This window comes from Variovorax sp. 20P10.2.4 (assembly GCF_058244205.1).
Window position 1 is genome coordinate 1 of sequence record NZ_JBZAYE010000078.1, and the last position, 18,960, is coordinate 18,960.

At 67.5% G+C, this 18,960-nt stretch carries 15 protein-coding genes and 1 riboswitch; of the genes, 7 read left to right on the forward strand and 8 right to left on the reverse strand.

Annotation, left to right across the window (positions count from 1 at the left end; translation table 11 throughout):
* Positions 1 to 173: 173 nt before the first annotated feature.
* Positions 174 to 1,481, reverse strand: a complete 1,308-nt coding sequence (locus AC27VN_RS10540) for a D-amino acid dehydrogenase (RefSeq protein WP_490876517.1) — start codon at positions 1,479 to 1,481, stop codon at positions 174 to 176.
* An 88-nt stretch (positions 1,482 to 1,569) separates the two neighbouring features.
* Positions 1,570 to 1,687: riboswitch (glycine riboswitch) on the reverse strand.
* Positions 1,688 to 1,938: 251 nt separating this feature from the next.
* Between AC27VN_RS10540 and rfbB the strand changes: the two genes are divergently transcribed.
* The 5 genes from rfbB (at position 1,939) to AC27VN_RS10565 (ending at position 6,948) form a co-directional block, all read left to right on the forward strand.
* Positions 1,939 to 3,009, forward strand: a complete 1,071-nt coding sequence (rfbB, locus tag AC27VN_RS10545; RefSeq protein ID WP_490876518.1) for a dTDP-glucose 4,6-dehydratase — start codon at positions 1,939 to 1,941, stop codon at positions 3,007 to 3,009.
* A complete protein-coding gene (gene rfbD, locus AC27VN_RS10550; RefSeq protein WP_490876519.1) occupies positions 3,006 to 3,896 on the forward strand; it encodes a dTDP-4-dehydrorhamnose reductase in 891 nt (296 codons plus the stop codon). Before rfbB ends, rfbD begins: the two co-directional genes overlap by 4 nt.
* 49 nt (positions 3,897 to 3,945) lie before the next feature.
* Positions 3,946 to 4,845, forward strand: a complete 900-nt coding sequence (gene rfbA / locus AC27VN_RS10555) for a glucose-1-phosphate thymidylyltransferase RfbA (protein ID WP_208509350.1) — start codon at positions 3,946 to 3,948, stop codon at positions 4,843 to 4,845.
* Positions 4,842 to 5,390: a dTDP-4-dehydrorhamnose 3,5-epimerase gene (gene rfbC, locus AC27VN_RS10560; RefSeq protein ID WP_296777000.1), complete on the forward strand. Its 549-nt coding sequence runs from the start codon at positions 4,842 to 4,844 to the stop codon at positions 5,388 to 5,390. Before rfbA ends, rfbC begins: the two co-directional genes overlap by 4 nt.
* Positions 5,391 to 5,715: 325 nt before the next feature.
* A complete protein-coding gene (locus AC27VN_RS10565) occupies positions 5,716 to 6,948 on the forward strand; it encodes a class I SAM-dependent methyltransferase (protein ID WP_490876520.1) in 1,233 nt (410 codons plus the stop codon).
* 45 nt (positions 6,949 to 6,993) lie between these two features.
* Here AC27VN_RS10565 and gmhB read toward each other — a convergent pair whose 3' ends face one another.
* The 7 genes from gmhB to AC27VN_RS10600 all read right to left on the reverse strand — a co-directional run bounded on the left by gmhB (position 6,994) and on the right by AC27VN_RS10600 (position 16,534).
* On the reverse strand, positions 6,994 to 7,548 hold the full coding sequence (gmhB, locus tag AC27VN_RS10570; RefSeq protein ID WP_208509347.1) for a D-glycero-beta-D-manno-heptose 1,7-bisphosphate 7-phosphatase: 555 nt from the start codon (positions 7,546 to 7,548) through the stop codon (positions 6,994 to 6,996).
* Positions 7,545 to 8,231 carry a nucleotidyltransferase family protein gene (locus tag AC27VN_RS10575; protein WP_296776985.1) on the reverse strand — a complete coding sequence of 229 codons (687 nt, stop codon included), beginning with the start codon at positions 8,229 to 8,231 and terminating at the stop codon, positions 7,545 to 7,547. Before AC27VN_RS10575 ends, gmhB begins: the two co-directional genes overlap by 4 nt.
* On the reverse strand, positions 8,231 to 8,830 hold the full coding sequence (locus AC27VN_RS10580; protein WP_296776982.1) for a D-sedoheptulose 7-phosphate isomerase: 600 nt from the start codon (positions 8,828 to 8,830) through the stop codon (positions 8,231 to 8,233). Before AC27VN_RS10580 ends, AC27VN_RS10575 begins: the two co-directional genes overlap by 1 nt.
* The gene (locus AC27VN_RS10585; RefSeq protein ID WP_208509345.1) at positions 8,818 to 9,924 is read right to left on the reverse strand and encodes a GHMP family kinase ATP-binding protein; all 1,107 of its coding nucleotides are present in this window, start codon (positions 9,922 to 9,924) and stop codon (positions 8,818 to 8,820) included. The genes AC27VN_RS10580 and AC27VN_RS10585 overlap by 13 nt, the downstream gene beginning before the upstream one ends.
* Positions 9,896 to 14,851 (reverse strand): glycosyltransferase, encoded by a 4,956-nt coding sequence (locus tag AC27VN_RS10590; protein ID WP_490876521.1) that lies wholly within the window; start codon positions 14,849 to 14,851, stop codon positions 9,896 to 9,898. The genes AC27VN_RS10585 and AC27VN_RS10590 overlap by 29 nt, the downstream gene beginning before the upstream one ends.
* A gap of 171 nt (positions 14,852 to 15,022) precedes the next feature.
* Positions 15,023 to 15,724 carry an ABC transporter ATP-binding protein gene (locus AC27VN_RS10595; protein WP_208509343.1) on the reverse strand — a complete coding sequence of 234 codons (702 nt, stop codon included), beginning with the start codon at positions 15,722 to 15,724 and terminating at the stop codon, positions 15,023 to 15,025.
* Positions 15,725 to 15,730: 6 nt separating this feature from the next.
* On the reverse strand, positions 15,731 to 16,534 hold the full coding sequence (locus tag AC27VN_RS10600; RefSeq protein WP_208509342.1) for an ABC transporter permease: 804 nt from the start codon (positions 16,532 to 16,534) through the stop codon (positions 15,731 to 15,733).
* A 324-nt stretch (positions 16,535 to 16,858) separates the two neighbouring features.
* Here AC27VN_RS10600 and AC27VN_RS10605 point away from each other — a divergent pair, with 324 nt between their 5' ends.
* Together AC27VN_RS10605 and AC27VN_RS10610 are read left to right on the forward strand one after the other, a co-directional pair.
* A complete protein-coding gene (locus AC27VN_RS10605; RefSeq protein ID WP_490876522.1) occupies positions 16,859 to 18,712 on the forward strand; it encodes a glycosyltransferase family 2 protein in 1,854 nt (617 codons plus the stop codon).
* Positions 18,709 to 18,960 (forward strand): hypothetical protein (locus AC27VN_RS10610; RefSeq protein ID WP_490876523.1); only part of this gene is annotated, 252 nt, incomplete at its 3' end. The genes AC27VN_RS10605 and AC27VN_RS10610, both read left to right, overlap by 4 nt.

The window sequence follows — 18,960 nt, forward strand, 5'->3', positions numbered from 1 at the left end:
GCACTTCGGCGCGCCCGGCGCCGAGCTGCAGATCGTGCGCCATGCGCTGGGCGACGTGCCGCTGGTCGGCTTCTTCGCCGCGGGCGAGATCGCGCGGCACCACGTGTATGGCTACACGGGGGTGCTGACGGTGTTCACGGCGGACGACTGAGCGTCCGCCTTGCTTCGGAGGCTCAGCCCAGCGCGGGCTGGGCGATGCCCGCCATGCCCTTGGGCATCCCCGCGAACGCGAAATCCACCTCCGGCACCAGACCGCTCACGATGCGCGCGATCGACTTGCCCGAGCCGCAGGCATGGGTCCAGCCGAGCGTGCCGTGGCCGGTGTTGAGGTAGAGGTTCGCGAGTTTCGTGCGGCCGATCAGTGGCACGTTGCTCGGCGTGGCCGGGCGCAGGCCGGTCCAGAACTGGGCTTGCGCGGTGTCGCCGGCGCCGGGGAACAGCTGCTCGACGCGGCGCACGATGGCTTCGCAGCGCACGCGGTTGAGGTCGCGGTCGTAGCCGTTGAGCTCGGCCGTGCCGGCGATGCGCATGCGGTCGCCCGACTCCGAGGTGTAGCGCGAGAACACCAGCTTGTATTCGTCGTCGGTCAGCGAGACCTTGTAGGCCTTGCTTGCGTCCTTGACCGGCAGCGTGACCGAATAGCCCTTGGCCGGATAGATCGGCAGCCGGATGCCCAGCGGTGCCGCCAGCAACGGGCTCAGCGAACCCATCGCCATCACGAAGGCATCGCCGCGGATGCGCTGGAAGCGGCCCTCGGCATCGGTGACCTCGACGTGGTCGATCGCGCCGCCCACCTCGCGCAGCGCGGTGACGGTGTGGCTCATCAGGAACTTCACGCCGGCCTCGGCCGCGAGCCGCGCGAGTTCGCGCGCGAAGCGGTTGGCGTCGCCCGATTCGTCCTCGGCCGTGTAGGTGGCGCCGGCCAGTTGCGGCCGGATGTGGGCCAGCGCGGGCTCGAGCTTCACGGCCTCGTCGGCCGAGATCACCTGGCGCTCGCAGCCCAGCGCGCGCATCTGTTCGGCGGGCGCGAGGGCACCGTCGAACTCCTTTTGCGTCGTGTAGAAGTGCAGGATGCCCTGCGTGCGCTCGTCGTAGCGGATGCCGGTGTCGCGGCGCAACTGCTGCAGCGTGTCGCGGCTGTAGGTGCCCAGGCGCACGATCTGCTCGATGTTGTGGCGCGTGCGCGCGGGCGTGCACTCGCGCAGGAACTGCAGGCCCCAGAGCCACTGGCGCATGTCGGCGCGGATGCGGAACAGCAGCGGGGCGTCTTCCTTGCCCAGCCACTGCAGCACCTTGAGCGGCGCGCTGGGATTGGCCCAAGGCTCGGCGTGGCTCACCGAGATCTGGCCGCCGTTGGCGAAGCTGGTTTCGGCGGCCGGCGTGGCCTGCCGGTCGATCACGGTCACGTCGTGGCCGAGTTGCTGGAGGTAGTAGGCCGAGGTCACGCCGAGCAGGCCGGCGCCCAATACGATCACGCGCATTTCAAGTACCTTTCGAGGTCGAAGCGCTTGAACGGCGTGAAGGTCGTGCTACTGAATAGATAGCGCGCAACCGGACGGCCGTCCAATTGCCGCTCCCCCTGTCCTCGGTACCTGAGAGTTTCATCCGCTGCACCTCGCAGCGGACTTGCTCCTTCGGCGCAGCACGGCCGCGATGGGCGATGTGCTGGCTCTCCAGACGGCGTTTCAGTGGTTGCAGTACAGGCCCCGCGCGAAGCGTGGAGCCGACCTGAGCGTTTATGGGAGTTTGCGCCTTCGGTGGGGCTGCCTGCGCGATGCATGCGGCCCGCTCTCCTGCAATGGGTGGCGATTGTAGGCGGGCCGCGGGCACCGGCCAACCCCGGGATTCGGCCTTGCAGGCAGATGGGATAATCCGCAGTTGCCGCGCCAGCGCGGCTTTCGACCAAGCGGCACTCCAATTCACAGCACAGAGGACTCCATGATCCTGGTTACCGGCGGCGCCGGCTTCATCGGCGCCAATTTCGTCCTCGACTGGATCGCGCAAGGCGACGAACCGGTCGTGAACCTCGACAAGCTCACCTACGCCGGCAATCTCGAGACCCTGGCTTCGCTCAAGGGCAATCCGCGCCACATCTTCGTTCAGGGCGACATCGGCGACAGCGCGCTGCTCGACCGCCTGCTGGCCGAGCACAAACCGCGCGCGGTGGTCAATTTCGCGGCCGAATCGCACGTGGACCGCTCGATCCACGGCCCCGAGGATTTCGTGCAGACCAACGTGCTCGGCACCTTCCGCCTGCTCGAGTCGGTGCGTGGTTACTGGAACGCGCTGCCGATCGACCAGAAGGCGGCCTTCCGCTTCCTGCACGTGTCGACCGACGAGGTCTACGGCTCGCTCTCGAAGACCGACCCGGCCTTCACCGAGGAGAACAAGTACGAGCCCAACAGCCCGTACTCGGCCAGCAAGGCCGCCAGCGATCACCTCGTGCGCGCCTGGCACCACACCTACGGCCTGCCGGTGCTCACCACCAACTGCTCGAACAACTACGGCCCCTTCCATTTCCCCGAGAAGCTGATCCCGCTGATGATCGTCAACGCGCTGGCCGGCAAGCCGCTGCCCGTGTATGGCGACGGCATGCAGGTGCGCGACTGGCTCTACGTCAAAGACCACTGCAGCGCGATCCGTCGCGTGCTCGAAGCGGGCAGGCTCGGCGAGACCTACAACGTGGGTGGCTGGAACGAGAAGCCGAACATCGAGATCGTGAAGACCGTGTGCGCGCTGCTCGACGAGTTGCGTCCGCGCGCCGACGGCAAGGGCTATGCCGAGCAGATCAGCTACGTCACCGACCGCCCCGGCCATGACCGCCGCTATGCCATCGACGCGCGCAAGCTAGAGCGCGAGCTCGGCTGGAAGCCGGCCGAGACCTTCGACACCGGCATCCGCAAGACGGTCGAGTGGTACCTCGCCAACGGCGACTGGGTGCGCAACGTGCAAAGCGGCGCCTACCGCGCCTGGGTCGAGAAGCAGTACGACGCGAAGGCCCCCGCATGAAGCTGCTGCTGCTGGGCAAGGGCGGGCAGGTCGGCTGGGAATTGCAGCGCAGCCTCGCGCCGCTGGGCGAGCTGGTCGCGCTCGATTTCGACAGTACCGACTTCCACGCCGACTTCAGCCGGCCCGAACAGCTGGCCGACACCGTGCGGCAGGTGCGCCCCGACGTGATCGTCAATGCCGCCGCCTACACCGCCGTCGACAAGGCCGAGAGCGAGCCCGAGTTCGCGCGCAAGCTCAATGCCACCTCGCCCGGCGTGGTGGCGCAGGCCGCGCAGGAGATCGGCGCGCTGATGGTCCACTACTCGACCGACTATGTCTTCGACGGCAGCGGCAGCAAGCCCTGGAAGGAAACCGATGCGACCGGGCCGCTGAGCGTCTACGGCCGCACCAAGCTCGAAGGCGAGCAACTGGTGGCGCAGCACTGCGCGAAGCACCTGATCTTTCGCACCAGCTGGGTCTATGCGGCGCGCGGCGGCAACTTCGCCAAGACCATGCTGCGGCTGGCCAGGGAGCGCGACAAGCTGACCGTCATCGACGACCAGTTCGGCGCACCCACCGGCGCGGAGCTGCTGGCCGACATCACGGCCCATGCCATTCGCGCCACCTTGCAGGACCCGTCCAAGGCCGGGCTCTATCACGCGATCGCGGGCGGCGAGACCACCTGGCATGGCTATGCGCGCTACGTGCTCGAACTCGCGCAGCAGGCCGGCGTCGAGCTCAAGGCCGGGCCGCAGCAGGTCGAGGCCGTGCCGACCAGCGCCTTTCCCACGCCGGCCACCCGGCCACACAACTCGCGCCTCGACACCTCGAAGCTGCAGGCCGCCTTCGGGCTGGTGCTGCCGCCGTGGCAGAACGGCGTCGCGCGCATGCTGCGCGAGATCCTCTGAGTCCGGCATCCGTGCCGAACACGACATCCGAAGAGAAGAGACACCAACGATGACCATCCAGACGACGCAGCGCAAAGGCATCATCCTGGCCGGCGGCTCGGGCACGCGGCTGCATCCGGCCACGCTCGCGATCAGCAAGCAGCTGCTGCCGGTGTACGACAAGCCCATGATCTATTACCCGCTGAGCACGCTGATGCTCGGCGGCATGCGCGACATCCTCGTCATCAGCACGCCGCAGGACACGCCGCGTTTCCAGCAGCTGCTGGGCGACGGCAGCCAGTGGGGCCTGAACCTGCAGTACGCCGTGCAGCCCAGTCCCGACGGGTTGGCGCAGGCCTTCATCATCGGCGACAAGTTCGTCGGCAACTCGCCGAGCGCGCTGGTGCTGGGCGACAACATCTACTACGGCCACGACTTCGTGCACCTGCTGTCCGACGCCGATGCGCAGGACAAGGGCGCGACCGTCTTCGCGTATCACGTACACGACCCCGAGCGCTACGGCGTGGTGGCCTTCGATGCGCAGGGCAAGGCCAGCAGCATCGAGGAGAAGCCGCTCGAGCCCAAGAGCAGCTATGCCGTGACGGGGCTCTACTTCTACGACAACCAGGTCGTCGACATCGCCAAGGCCGTCAAGCCCAGCGCGCGCGGCGAACTCGAGATCACCGCGGTCAACCAGGCCTACCTCGACCTCGGCCAGCTCAACGTGCAGATCATGCAGCGCGGCTATGCGTGGCTCGACACCGGCACGCACGAGAGCCTGCTCGAGGCCGGCCAGTTCATCGCCACGCTCGAAAATCGCCAGGGCCTGAAGATCGCGTGTCCCGAGGAGATCGCCTGGCGCAACGGGTTCATCGATGGCGCGCAGCTCGAGAAGCTGGCCGCGCCTTTGGCCAAGAGCGGTTATGGCAAATACCTGCAGCGCCTCTTGAAGGAAGAGGGACGGCCGTGAAAGTCATCCCCACCGCCATTCCCGAAGTGCTGGTCATCGAGCCGAAGGTGTTCGGCGACTCGCGCGGCTTCTTCTTCGAGAGCTTCAACGGCAAGGCCTTCGACGAGGCCGTGGGGCGCCACGTCGAGTTCGTGCAGGACAACCATTCGCGCTCGGTCCAAGGCGTGCTGCGCGGGCTGCACTACCAGATCCAGCAGCCGCAGGGAAAGCTGGTGCGCTGCACGCGTGGCGCGGTGTTCGACGTGGCGGTGGACATCCGCAGGTCGTCGCCGACCTTCGGCCAGTGGGTGGGCGAGGAGCTCAGCGAGCAGAACCACAAGCAGATGTGGGTGCCTGAAGGTTTCGCGCACGGGTTCCTGGTGCTGACGGAGGTGGCGGAGTTTCTGTACAAGACGACCGACTACTACGCGCCGGCGCATGAGCGCTGCATCAAGTGGGACGACGCCGAACTGGCGATCGCGTGGCCCGCGACCGGAAGCGCTCCGCAGCTCTCCGGCAAGGACCAGGCCGGCGCCAGCTTCGCCGGCGCCGAAGTGTTCGACTGACAATCTCGAACCCCGGCGCGGGCATCGGCGCGGCCCCCCTTGTGGCCGCCGATCCCGACGCCGCTCGCGGACGGTCGCTTCATGACCGCTGCGCGCAGCCTGCGCAATATCCAGCCGCAGCGCCCCCCGAAAGCGATCGCTTCATCGACATTTCATAGGTCGATGTTAGTATTTGTTTGCATTGAGGTAACACTTCCTCGATGACTCCCCGCACGATGGATCGACGGCATCGAGCACGCCACCAAGGCGTGCCGGTGTCGAGAATCGGCACCCCACTTCCCCCTAGAACGCGCCGACAAGCCGCGCAGCCGGAGAGCCCCAGAAGATGGATCAGCAGGAATTGATTCGAGAAGTCATTTCGGATCTGAAATCCACGCCCGACACCCCGAAAGAGGGCCGCTACCTGTCGATCGCCGAGGCCGAGAACATCCTCGACACCACCATCGAGCATGTGCGTAGGACCGGGTCGGCCACCGAATTTCTCTATCTGACGGCGCATCGCCGTCGGCTGTCGCTGTCGCTCACGATGATTCCGTATGCCGAATCGCCGGATGCGTCGTGCCTCGATATCGGCTGCTATGGCTACATGGCCTTCTGGGCCTGGCATTACCTGGGCTATGCGCGCGTCGAGGGCATCGAGATGCGGCCCGACATCGACCAGCCCATCCTGACGCGCAGCATCGAGATGGAAGGGCGCCGTCTGGAGTTGAAGAGCTACAACTTCAACATCACCCAGGCACAGTGGCCGCTCGATGCCACCTTCGACACGGTGCTCTTCTTCGAGACGCTGGAGCACGTGGACCAAGACCCGTCCGGCGTGCTGCTCAACGTCACGCGTTGCATGCATCGCGACTCCATCCTCGTGACCTCGGTGCCGAATTCGGCCTCGTACAAGACGCTGCGGGAATTCATCGCGGGGGCACCGCCCTGGGTCTACTGGTTCTTCCATCCGGACCTCGGGCACGAACCCCGGCATTCGTTCGAATACACGCCCATCTTCTTCAAGATGGCGTTGCGCAGCGCGGGGCTCACCGATGTCGCGTTCCGCACCATCTGCGCTTTCGCGGAGCCCGAGCACGTGACCGACATCTTCGAAGTCGGTGCCATGCTGTCGATCGATGCCTCGCTGTTCGGCGACACCATCCTGGTCCAGGCCCGCAAGACCTCGGACGAGCCGCTGTTCCGCTACCCCGATTGCCTCTACAGCAGCGACCGCTACTACCGCACCACCAACCCGGCCATCGAGGAGCGTCTGACGCAGGCGCGCTCCACCTATGCGCGCAAGCGCGATGCCGCCGTGCAGGAGGCGCGCGACCAAGGCCAGGCACAGCTGCAGATCGAGCGCGAGCGACTGGCGCAATGCGAAGCGGAGAAGCTGGAGGCCCAACGCCAGGCCGCGCACGTCACGACGCTCTACCAAGCCGTCACGGGCAGCGCCTACTGGCGGGTGAGCGGGCCGGTGCGGCGGTTCGGTACCCGGCATCCCGGCCTCGCGGGTGGCGTTCGCGCCATCCTGTCGCCGCTGGTCCGCGTGCTCCGCGGCTCGAAGGGTTCGTAGCCAGCGCGCGTGCGTTCTGGCGCACGCGTACCCGCTGGCGCCGGCTCAGCCGTCGAGCGAGGCCAGGGCGCCGGACAGCGACGCAATGACGCGGGCGCCATCGAGCTGCGCCAGGTCCGCCGCCTCTTCGTTGCCGGCCAGCAGGAAACGCACGGGAACGCCCGCGGCGCGGGCCGCCTGCATGTCGGTGATGCGGTCGCCGACCATCACGGACGCCGAGAGATCGATGCCCAGTTCGCGCGCCGCGCGCAGCAGCATGCCGGGGGCCGGCTTGCGCGAATCGCAGTCGCGCCGATAGGGGCCGATGCCATGCACCGGGTGGTGCGGGCAGAAGTAGACGCCGTCGATGCGCGCGCCCTGGGCGAGGAACTGCGCCGACATCCAGGCCGACAGCGCGTGGAAGTCTGCCTCGGTGTAATAGCCGCGCCCGATGCCGGCCTGGTTCGTCACGACGACGACCAGGAAGCCCGCGGCATTGGCGGTGCGCACGAGTTCGAAGATGCCGTCGACGAATTCGACGTCCTCCTGGCGATGGAGGTAGTTCTTCTCGACGTTGACGACACCGTCGCGGTCGAGAAAAAGCGCGCGGCGCCCCGTCATCGCATCGCCAGCTCGACCTGTGCCCGCCGATAGTCCTCGGGAACGCCGATGTCGATGAACTGTCCTTCGCACGGAAAGACCCGGATGTCCGTCGCGGGAACCGCCCGCGCGAGGAAGTCCTGCTCGAGCGAGAACGCGGCATGCAGCGCACGGTCGTCGAACTGCGAGGTGGGGAAGACATAGCAGCCGGCATTGATCAGGCCGGCGCCCGGGCTGCCCTTCTCGGCGAAGCCCACGACGCGATCGTCCGACACCACGAGCCGGCCGTAGCGGCTCACGTCGGCGACCGGGCGTCCCACGATGACGGGCTTGCGATGCTGCTGCCAGAAGGCCTCCAGCGCCGCGCAGTCCAGGTCGAGGAAGGTGTCGCCGTTGAAGACGAAGACGTGGTCGTCGGCGACCTCGGTCATCGCCAGGCGGATCGCGCCGCCCGTGCCCAGCGGCTGTTCCTCGACGACGAAGCGAAGCGCCATGCCGCGGTAGCTCGCTCCGAAGTGGCTCATGATGGTCGGGGCCATGTAGCCCAGCGACAGCACGATGCGCGAGAAGCCCTGGCGCGCCAGCCCGTCCAGCAGGATCTCCAGGAACGGGCGGCCGGCCACGGGGGCCATGGCCTTGGGCAGATCGGGAACCTCCGAGCGCAGGCGGGTGCCGAACCCGCCCGCCAGGACGATGGCTTCCATCAATTCGGCGGCGTGAAGATGGCGCGTTCGACCAGGCCGCACAGGATGTGGCCGATCACCAGATGGCCTTCCTGGATCTTCGGCGTGTCGGCCGAGGGCGTCGCCAGCACGAAGTCGCAGAGCTCGAGCATCGGGCCGCCACGGTTGCCGGTGAGGCCGACGCACAGCATGCCGCGCGCGCGCGCTTCCGTGAAGGCCGCCAGCACGTTGGGCGAGCGTCCCGAGGTCGAGTAGCCGATGAAGATGTCGCCTGCCTGGCCCAGCGCCTGGATCTGGCGCGAGAACAGCTTCTCGTAGCCGTAGTCGTTGCCGATGGCCGTCAGGATGGAGGTGTCGGTGGTCAGTGCGATCGCCGGCAGGCCGGGTCGGTCGAAGGCGAAGCGGCTGACGAATTCGCCGGCGATGTGCTGCGCGTCGGCGGCGCTGCCGCCATTGCCGGCGAGCAGGATCTTGCGGCCATTGCGCAGCGCGGCGATGCAGGCCTCGGCGGTGGCGGCCAGCGTTGCCTGCAGCGTCGCGTCGGCCGCCATCGCGGTCATGACTCGCTGGGCCTCGGCGATCTGGGCCGAGATGTAGGAGGAGGGGGTCAGATTCTCCATGCTTGCGCTCCGTTCTTGGTGAAGTGGCAGTTGCTGATTTGACCGTTGAACCGGTCCAGTGCGCGAATCACGTCCATGCGCTGTTCGTTGGGGACGAAGAAGAGCATGAACCCGCCTCCACCGGCGCCCGACACCTTGCCGGCCAGTGCGCCAGCCGCCGTCGCCGCCTCGTAGATCTCGTCGATGTGCGCGTTCGAAACGGTCTTTGCCGAGCGCTTCTTGTTCTCCCATCCCAGGCGCATGGATTCCACCAGGCCGGTGAAATCGCCGCGCAGCAGGCAGTCCTTCATCGCCAGCGCCTCGCGCTTGATGCCGTGCATCGCCTCCAGCGCATCGGTCGCGCCGCTCTTGAGGTTGCCGCTCTGGTCCGCGATGATCTTCGCGGACTCGCGCGAGACGCCGGTGAAGAACAGGACCAGCGAAGCCTCGAGCTCGCAGATGATCGAGCTGCGGATGCGCAGCGGATTCACCAGCGCGCGCTCGTCGGCGTAGAACTCCATGAAGTTGAAGCCGCCGAAGGTGGCGGAATACTGGTCCTGGCGGCCGCCCTGCAGCCCGCAGTCCACGCGCTCGATCTTGTAGGCCAGGTGGGCGACCATGTAGTCGTCCAGCGGCAGATTGAGCAGCTCCACGAAGGCCTCGATCATCGCCACCACCAGGGTGGAGGACGAGCCCAGGCCAGACCCGACCGGCGCGTCGCAGAAGGTGCTGAGCTGGATCGCGATCGGCTGGCCGCCGTTGTAGTTCGCCACGAAGTGGTTGTAGACCGCCTTGTGCAGGTCGAGGCCGCCGTTCAGTGCAATGTGCGGCACCAGGCCCCAGCTTTCCTTGTCCTGCTTGTCCGACGCGACGAAGCGGACCGCGGATTCCTCCAGCGGCTGGATGACCGCGTAGGCATAGCGGTCGATGGTAGCGTTGAGAACGCAGCCGCCGTGCACGTCGCAGTAGGGCGAGACATCGGTCCCGCCCCCGGCGAGGCCGAGCCGAAGCGGCGCTCTTGCTCGAATAGTTTTCACCTGGTTTCCTCGTGGTTTTCTGGGCTGGGCGGCTTCGGGGCGCAGCGCTTCAGATGGTATCGCCCCGGGGGGCACCATCCTGGAACGCCGCTGCGTGCCCGGCCGCCGACATCGGTACGCGCTGTACCAGTGCCTGCAGCGCCGTCACGCTGGTGTCGAAGAACTGTTGATACAGGCCGCGGCTGACGGCAGCCAGACGCTCCAGCTCCGCCGGCTGCTCGACCAGCTGGAGCAGCGTGCGCACCAGGTCGTCGAGCGATGCCAGCTTGTGCAGCGGTTCCGTGGTGTCGACGCCCTTGCTGCCCCACTCGGTGGTCAGCAGCGGCATGCCGTAGGCGATCGCCTGCACCGTCTTGACGTTGATGCCGGTGCCCATGGTCACGGGCGAGATCACCACGTCCACCGATTCGTAGAACTCCTGGATGTCGTCGACGAATCCCAGCAGCCGGACCCAGGGGCGGTCGAACAGCGCGGCCTCGTGGGCGGGCAGCGTCGGAATCAGCGCCTTGACCTGTCCCGCGACGAGGACCAGGAAGGGGCAGTGGCCCGTGCCGACCTGGCGGTCGATCGACTGCAGGCAGTCGCGCACGATCTCCAGGTTGATCCGGTTGGCGCTGGCCACGATCCCGACCTGGCGCAGGTCCGTGAAGGCGCGCCGCACGAAGTGCGGGGCTTCGAAGTGCGGCACCACGATCGCCGAGCCGGCGCCGCTCACGCTGTCGAAGTAGTCGGCCTCTTCCTGTCGCCGCGCGACCACGACGTCGGCGCGCCGCAGGTAGGCGCCTTCTTCCTCGGGGGTGCAGGAGAAGAACTCCAGCGGCAGGCCGCGCTGCTGGAGCATCTCGTAGCGCCCGCCCATCTTGTCGTGCGTGTCGATGACCCGCAGGATGTACGAGGGGATGTAGTCGAGCATCTTCGACTGGAACACATAGGAGCAGAACACGACGTCGATGTCGTAGCGCGCGCACAGCGCGCGCACGGCCTCGCCGAGGCCGTCCTCGTACCAGCCGTCGAAGGGGATCGCCGATCCGTCGGCGCCCAGCGGATGCGCGTTCGGCAGGATGTCGAAGCTGTCCCACTCGGCACGCATGGACTGCTCGGCCTCGAGGTCGTACATGTTGCTCTGGAGCAGCGCGAAATGCACCTTGTGGCCCGAACGCTGGAACTGGCGCGCGAACTGCTGGATCGTCGCTTGGTTGCCGTGATTGCTCGGATGCGAGGGGAAGGGGCTGAAGTACAGGATGTTGCGCGACTCGGAGGCGGCACGGCGTGCCTGCACCGCGGGGGGAATCGAGCGTTCGCCGCGGGCCGCCACCTGCTGCCATTGCGTACCGGCGGGCAGATGATCGCGCAGCAGCACGTCGTGCCATTTCTCGACCAGCACGGCCTTGTTGCGCCGCTGCAGTTCGATGTGGTCGGCATCGACCTCGTCCGCATAGCTCTGGTGTTCCAGATGCACCAGCTCCGACGCCGGCTGATAGACCACGCGCAGGCCGCGCGCGCGCGCCTGCATGGCGAGGTCGGAGTCCTCGCAATAGGCATTGCCGAAGCGTTCGTCGAAGCCGCCGGTTGCACGCCAGAAGCTGCCGCGGATCAGGATCGAGGCGCCGGTCAGGTAGTCGGTCTCGCGTTCGAAGTTGAACACCGGCTCGTCGCGCGGCACCGGCATGGGCAGGCCCTGGCGGTAGAGCCAGCGGCCGATGCTCACGCCGTCGGCATTCGCCAGCATGCCGCCGCCGGCTTCCTGGATGCGGCCGTTCGGGTAGAGCAGCTTCGAGCCGACGATGGCGATCGAATCGTCGCCCTCCAGCGTGCGGTGCATCGCGTCCAGCCAGCCCGGCAGCACGACGGTGTCGTTGTTGAGCAGCAGGATGTGGCGGCCGCGCGCGAGCTTGGCCGCGTGATTGCAGTTGCGCAGGAAGCCCATGTTCTGCGGCGTTCTTGCGATGCGCAAGCCCGGCACCAGTTCCTGCGCGCGCAGCGTCTCGTCGCTGGAACTGTCGTCGGCCAGGATCACTTCGTAGCTGATGCCCACGCCTGCGTTGGTGTAGGCGATCGAGGCCAGGCAGGCCCGGGTCAGCGCCCACTTGTTGTAGACCGGAACGATGATCGAGACGTTGACCGGCACGTCCGCCGCCGGCTGCGGAACGGCGAAAGGCCGGTCCTGCGCGCAGAACGATCGGAACAGCGACAGCGGCAGTCCGCGCGCGTCGTTGAGGACTCTGAGCAGCGCGCTGCGGTTGGCCACTTCGCCGAAGCGTTCCTCGACCAGCGCCTGCCCGTTGCGCGACAGGCGCTGCCACAGCGCCTCGTCCTGGTAGAGCGCGACCACGGCAGCGGCGAACTTGTCCGGTTCGTCCTCGATGATCGAATGGACGCCGCTCTGGATGCCCATGCCTTCGGCGGCGATCCGTGTGCCCACGCAGGGGATGCCCGCGCCCAGCGTCATCGCCACCTTGCCCTTGATGCCCGCGCCGAAGAGCAGCGGCGCCACGCCGACACGGTAGCCCTGGAGCACCGGCTCCAGGTCGGGAACGAAGCCCCTGATCTTGATGCCCGGAATGGCTTCGAGGGCCTGGATGCTCTCGGGCACTTCAGCGCCGACGACGTGGAACTCGACCTCGGGCAGCGCCGCGCGAACCGCGGGCCAAATCTCCTTGGCGAACCATTGCACCGCGGAGACGTTGGGCGCGTGGCCGAAGCCGCCCAGGAAGAAGATGTCGCGCCGCGCGGCGAACCCGGCGGGCCGCGGCGCGACCGGCGCGTACAGCACCGGGAACACGGTGATCGGCTTCTCTGCGCCCAGCTCCTCGCGCAGGAAGGGCACTTCCGCGGGGCTCACCAGCACGACGTGATCGGCGGCGCGCATCATCGCGACCTCGCGTTGCCGCGTCGCTTCGGCGCGCGCGACGGCGGCCGGATCGTCGAGCAGCCGCGCCTCGCGCATCTCGCGCAGGAAGTACAGGTCGGGCGCATGGAAGATCACGCGCGCATGCGGCGCGGTCTTGCGGATCGAGGGCAGCGCGTTCTCGGCCACGTCGAAGCGCATGACGTAGAAGACGCCGAAGCTCGCGCCATGCCGTTCGATGTAGTGGCCGGTGTACTGGAAGCCCGCCTGGCGCGTGATCACCGTGACGCCGAAGCTCTCGAGTTCCTTCTCGTAGCGCGGCGACGGCGTCATGTCGTTCGGCGCGAACACCACTTCGTAGCCGAGCGCCACCAGGTCCCGCAGGATGCCCACGGTGGCGAGTTCCCCGGCCGAGGTATCGCCGCGGGGGATGCGGTAGTCGAGCACGAGGATGCGCCGCTCGAAGCCGTCGGGTCCGCCGCCGGGGCCCGTGCGCGCCAGGCTGGCGCGCAGGCCGCTCAGGCCTTCGGAGCGAAGCATGCGCAGCGCGCTGCCCACCACGCGGCCCACGCTGCCGGCGAGATAGACGCGGTGGGCGAGCGTGTAGCTCAGCATGACGATGCGCCGCCACCAGCGGGGCTTGGCCATGAGGCGCTGGCGGATCTCCTGGTGGGCATCGAAGACGGTGGCCGCGAAGGCCGGGGTCCTGCGATAGGCCCGGAACACGGCCCCGAAGCCGCCGCAATACACCGACGCGGGCAGCAGCAGCAGCAATCCCAGCATCGCGCGAAACAGCAGGCCCGTGCGGCCGATGGCCCGCAGCGGGATCTTGAGCAAGTCGGCCAGCGCGCGCAGGGGGCGGGTGAGCCGCCATGAACTCGAGCGCCGCATCTCCTCGAAAGCGGCCTGCACCGCGCCGACCTGGTGGCGTGCCATGTCGACTTCCCTTTGCAGCTCCTCGACGCGGATGCCCAGCCGGGTGGCGCGCTCCCTGGCGGCATCCGACTGCTTCGACTGGGCATCGGCCTGCTTCCTGAGCCGTGCGATGGTTTCCTCGCGCTCCGCGAGGTGCGCGTCGGACTGGGTGGCATGCGTCCGGGCCGCTTCGATCTGGCTCAGCAGCGTCTCGACCTGGGCCTGGAGTTTCTCGAGGCCCGCGCCGTGCTCGGCGATGCGCGCCTGCGCGGCGTCCTCGCGCTGCCAGGCTGCATCGACCAGCGTCCTGGACTCCTGCGCGATGGCCGCGAAATGGGACCTCGACGCTTCGAACAGCGCGATCTTCTCCTGCAGGACCGCGTCGGCCGGCCGGCCATCGGCCGCGCGCAGCTCATGCCGCAGGATCTTCAGGATCGCTTCCGGACTCGGCACGTAGGGCGCGCGTGCCAGCGCCTCCCACAGCGAAGGCCGCCGGAGCTTCGGCGCGATCTGGGCCGCGTAGTGCTGAATACCTTCTTCGACATTCGCCACGAAGGTAGCGGGAATGCCTACCCCTTGCGCGAAGTCCTGCCATTTCGCCGGCAGATCGACGAAATCGGGATTCCATGGCGCGAACGGCCGCCCATAGGCGGCCGCGACGATCGCGCCGTGCAGCGAGGCCGACAGCACGAAGCGCGCGGAACACAGCGCATCGATGAAGGATTCGACCGCTTCGTCCGTCGCCTCGATGCCGGGACGCAGCACCAGATCCGCCTTGGAGATGGCCAGCAATTCCGCATCGCTGCGGCGATCGTTGAAATGGGGGATGCAGAGGGTCTTGTCGCGGTAGTGCGGCTGCATGCGCGGGCTGTGGAGCGCCGGCAGCAGGAAGGCCGGATCGCCCTGGGGCGTCGTCGCGTCGAGCTGCAGTTCGCTCGCGGACAGCGGTCCGCGCACCGACAGGATCTCCACCTTGGCGCGATTGCGCGCGCTCACGCCACCAGTCTCGCGAATGCCGCCGCCCCATGCCAGGAAGCGGCTGCCGAGGCGCCCGCCGCCCACTTCGTGGGCCGTCTTCTCCGCCTCTTCGATGATCTGGTCGCCCAGGAAGCTGCCGATCAGGCGGATCTGGGTCGCATCGCGTGCCGGGGAAAGAAAGAGATGACCTGCCAGATACTCGTTCAGGTAGTCGCCGAAATTCTGGCTCTCCTCGCCCTTCCGCCAGTAGGCAAGCTCACCCATTTTTCTTAGCATCGTGTTAACGCGTCCCCTAAATCAAGGCGCGTATTGTCCATGTAAAGTAAATGTAAACCGCCAACTACTGCCTGGCGGTTGCGTAAGTTTGGTGAGATTCCTCTCAGCCAGCGTCCGCGAAGAGGTGCGGCGAGCGGTGTCGCCGCAGTGGGTGGAGCCTTATTGCTCGACGATCCGCCCGTGCTCCAGATGGATCACGCGATTGCATTCCTTGGCAATCAGATCGGGCGAATGGGACGCCAGCACCAGGATGCCCGAGTTGGTCACCACCTCACGCATGCGCTTCTCGGCCTTCTCGGTGAATTCCGCATCGCCGACCGACAGCCATTCGTCCATCAGCAGGATGTCGGACTGGATGCTGGTCGAGATCGAGAACGCCAGCCGCATCAGCATGCCGGTGGAGTAGGTACGCACCGGCATGTTCACGTACTCGCCGAGGCCGCTGAACTCGCAGATGTCCTGCGTCAGCTTGTCCACCTGCTTGCGGCTCATGCCCATCACGAGGCCGCGCAGCATGATGTTCTCGATGCCCGTGGCATCGACCTCGATGCCGAGCACCGGATCGATCAGGCTGGAGACGGTGCCCTGGCGCGTGAACGAGCCCGAGGTCGGTTCGTAGACGCCCGCGAGGGTGCGCAGCAGGGTCGACTTGCCCGCGCCGTTGTGGCCGACCAGGCCCAGCCGGTCGCCGCTGCGCAGTTCGAAGCTGACGTCGCGCAGCGCCTGCACGACCGTCACGCCGGTCTCTTTGCCGAGGCGGCCGCCGGTCACCGACGCGGCCAGCGTGCTGCGCAGCGAGCTGGCGCCCGCGCCGTAGATCGGGAAGCTGACGGATACGTTCTGGAGAGAAATCAGTGCCATGGGCGATCAGAGCCAATAGACGACGCGGCGTCGGTACTTCACGAACAACAGGCTGGCGCCGACGATGGTGGCGACCGTCCAGCAAAGGATGCCGAGCCAGTCGTGCAGGCTGGCCACGCCGCCCATCAGCGGGGTGCGCAGCAGGTCGAGCATCTGTGCCAGCGGATTCCACAGCACGTAGCGGGCGCGGCCCGGCAGGTTCTCGGGCAGCCAGAACACCGGCGTCAGGAACATCAGCATCTGCATGAAGCTGGTGACGATCTGCGTGATGTCGCGAAAGCGCGTGCAGATCAGGCCCAGCACCAGGCCGATGGCATGGGCATTCACGAGCAGCAGCAGGAAGGCGGGGAAGAACAGCAGCACGTGCCACGACAGCGAGATGCCGGCCCACAACGCCACCGGTACGTACAGCACGATCTGGTGGGCGAACTGGATGATGTTGCGCCCGAGGCTGCGCCACACGAACAGCGTGATCGGGAAGTAGCCCTGCTTCAGGTAGTGCGAGGAATTGACGAAGGTGTGGCAGGCGTCGGTGACGATGCTGGAGAACAGGCCCCAGAAGATCACGCCGAGCGCGAGGTGGGGGAAGAAGCGCGACAGCTCGGTGCCGAACAGCGCGCTGTACAGCGGACCCATGCCCGCGATCATCACGCCCATGCTCAGCGTGAGCCAGAGCGGCCCGAGCAGCGAGCGGCGGTAGCGCAGGACGATGTCGAACCAGGCGAGGGTCCACCAGATGTCGACCCGGCGGGAGCCTTCCCACCAGTCGGCCCAGGCGCTCTTGTGCAGATTGGAATGGACCAGGCTCATAGGTGAGCGTGGATGTGCGCGAAGCGGGCAACGCCGCCCTCGCCGATTTCGCAGCGCATCGTTGAAAGCACCCGCATTGTTTTTTGACCTGTCTTTATTGGAGCGATAATTTTACCGGCCCCTCTCGGGCCAAGCCGTGAGAGGCGTTCCCACGACGCACCGCGCCCAGCGCGAACGGCATTGACATCGCAGGGCCCAGGCCTCAATGCGAGCATTCGGGATGACGGATCTTATTTTATGAGGCCAACGCTGCCTGCCGCACCGCAAGGGAATCGGCTCCCTCCACGTCCTGGCGAACCGAACAAGGCGCAGCTGCAGGCGCGCGTGTACGCGCTCGAGCACCAGGTGCAGGCCATGGAGCGCTCCACCAGCTGGCGCCTGACGGCGCCGGTGCGTTGGGCCAGTCGCCTGGTGCAGCGGCTGCGGGGCACCGTGCCGGTCCCGATCGATATCCAGGGCGGCGACTACGGCGAGTGGATCGCCCGCACCGCCGCGCTGAACGCATCGGCATCGAAGGCGCTGGCCGAGGAGGCCGCCCGCTGGCAGGCGCCGCCGCTGATCTCGGTGCTGATGCCGACCTACAACCCGCGGTCGGCCTGGCTGCGCGAGGCGATCGCCTCGGTGCGGGCCCAGAGCTACGGCCGCTGGGAGCTGTGCATCGCCGACGACGCCTCGACCGATCCCGAGGTCGTCGCGCTGCTGGAGGCCTGCGCGCGCGAGGAGGCCCGCATCCGCTGGGTGCGCCGCCCGGTCAACGGCCACATCTCCGAGGCCTCCAACAGCGCGCTGGCCCTGGCCCAGGGCGACTGGGTGGTGCTGATGGACCACGACGACCTGCTGGCCCCCGATGCGCTGCTGCGCGTCGCCCACGAGATCCGCAGCCGGCCCGATGTCCGGATGATCTATTCGGACGAGGACAAGATCGATGCCTCGGGGCGCCGCTACAACCCCTACTTCAAGCCCGACTGGAACCTCGACCTGTTCCGCTCGCAGAACATCTTCTCCCACCTGGGCGCCTACCAGCGCGCGCTCGTGGACGAGGTCGGCGGCTTCCGCAAGGGCTTCGAGGGCGCGCAGGACTACGATCTGGCGCTGCGCTGCATCGAGCGCGTCGAGCCGCGGCAGATCCGGCATCTTCCGCACGTGCTGTACCACTGGCGTGCCCATGCCGAGAGCACCGCGCAGTCCGCCGGCGCCAAGCCCTATGCCGAGGTGGCCGGAGAGCAGGCCCTGAACGAGCACTTCGCGCGCATCGGCCTCGCCGCGCGCAGCGAGAGCACGCCCCACGGCTATCGCATGCACCTGGCGGCGCCCGAACGCTGGCCCCGGGTGTCGCTGATCATCCCGACGCGCGACGCGCTGGGCCTGGTGCGGCAATGCATCGAGAGCATCGTCATGCGCTCGAGCTACCCCGACTACGAGATCGTGCTGGTCGACAACGGATCGACCGACCCCGAGGCCCTGCGCTACTTCGAACAGCTGCGGCATCTGCCGGGCTTCCAGGTGATCCGCGACGACGGCCCGTTCAACTACTCGGCCCTCAACAACGCGGCGGTCGCGCAGGCCAGCGGCGACGTGATCGCGCTGGTCAACAACGACATCGAGGTCATCACCGCCGACTGGCTCGAGCAGATGGTCGCCATCGCGCTGCAGCCCGGCGTGGGGGCAGTCGGTGCCAAGCTGCTCTACCCGGACAACACGGTGCAGCATGCCGGCGTGCTGCTGGGCCTCGGTGGCATCGCCGGACATGCCCACAAGCACCTCGCGCGCGCCGACGGCGGCTACTTCAATCGCGCGCAACTGGTCCAGTCCTTCGTGGCCGTGACCGCGGCCTGCCTGGTCGTGCGCAAGGCGATCTACCAGGAAGTGGGCGGGCTCGAGGAAACGAAGCTCAAGGTGTCGTACAACGACGTCGACTTCTGCCTGCGGCTGCGCGAGGCCGGCTATCGCAACGTGTGGACCCCCTATGCCGAGCTCTATCACCATGAATCGGCGACCCGTCCGCGCGACCAGGACCCGGCCCAGCGCGAGCGTGTCGAGCGCGAGGAGGGCTACATGAGGACGCGCTGGGGCGCATTGCTCGAGCAGGATCCGGCGCACAACCCCAACCTGAGCCTGGCGGCGGAAGACTTCCGCCTGGCCTGGCCACCGAGGCCGCTGCCGGAGCTTCGGCCATGAGCACTCCCAACCGCCTCTGGCGCGCCCTGGCCTTCATCCCCAACGCCCTCTACAAGGGCGGCGGCCTCGGCGGCACCGCGCGCCGCGCCGTGAAGATCCTGCGCCAGTCGGGCCTGCGCGGCGTGGTGCGCTCGGTCAGCGTGCTGCTGCGCAACGAGGGCCCGCCGCTGATGGCCGATGCCTCGCGGCCCGACCGCTTCCAGTACCGCGAATGGGTCAAGCGCCATGACGCGCCGCTCGCGCCGGCG

Coding starts and splice junctions, on each gene's coding strand:
- rfbB (WP_490876518.1), top strand. CDS start 1,939: ATGATCCTGGTTACCGGCGGCGCCGGCTTCATCGGCGCCAATTTCGTC.
- AC27VN_RS10565 (WP_490876520.1), top strand. CDS start 5,716: ATGGATCAGCAGGAATTGATTCGAGAAGTCATTTCGGATCTGAAATCC.
- rfbA (WP_208509350.1), top strand. CDS start 3,946: ATGACCATCCAGACGACGCAGCGCAAAGGCATCATCCTGGCCGGCGGC.
- AC27VN_RS10590 (WP_490876521.1), bottom strand. CDS start 14,851: ATGGGTGAGCTTGCCTACTGGCGGAAGGGCGAGGAGAGCCAGAATTTC.
- AC27VN_RS10585 (WP_208509345.1), bottom strand. CDS start 9,924: ATGGTGCCCCCCGGGGCGATACCATCTGAAGCGCTGCGCCCCGAAGCC.
- AC27VN_RS10600 (WP_208509342.1), bottom strand. CDS start 16,534: ATGAGCCTGGTCCATTCCAATCTGCACAAGAGCGCCTGGGCCGACTGG.
- AC27VN_RS10540 (WP_490876517.1), bottom strand. CDS start 1,481: ATGCGCGTGATCGTATTGGGCGCCGGCCTGCTCGGCGTGACCTCGGCC.
- AC27VN_RS10595 (WP_208509343.1), bottom strand. CDS start 15,724: ATGGCACTGATTTCTCTCCAGAACGTATCCGTCAGCTTCCCGATCTAC.
- gmhB (WP_208509347.1), bottom strand. CDS start 7,548: ATGACGGGGCGCCGCGCGCTTTTTCTCGACCGCGACGGTGTCGTCAAC.
- AC27VN_RS10580 (WP_296776982.1), bottom strand. CDS start 8,830: ATGGAGAATCTGACCCCCTCCTCCTACATCTCGGCCCAGATCGCCGAG.
- rfbD (WP_490876519.1), top strand. CDS start 3,006: ATGAAGCTGCTGCTGCTGGGCAAGGGCGGGCAGGTCGGCTGGGAATTG.
- AC27VN_RS10575 (WP_296776985.1), bottom strand. CDS start 8,231: ATGGAAGCCATCGTCCTGGCGGGCGGGTTCGGCACCCGCCTGCGCTCG.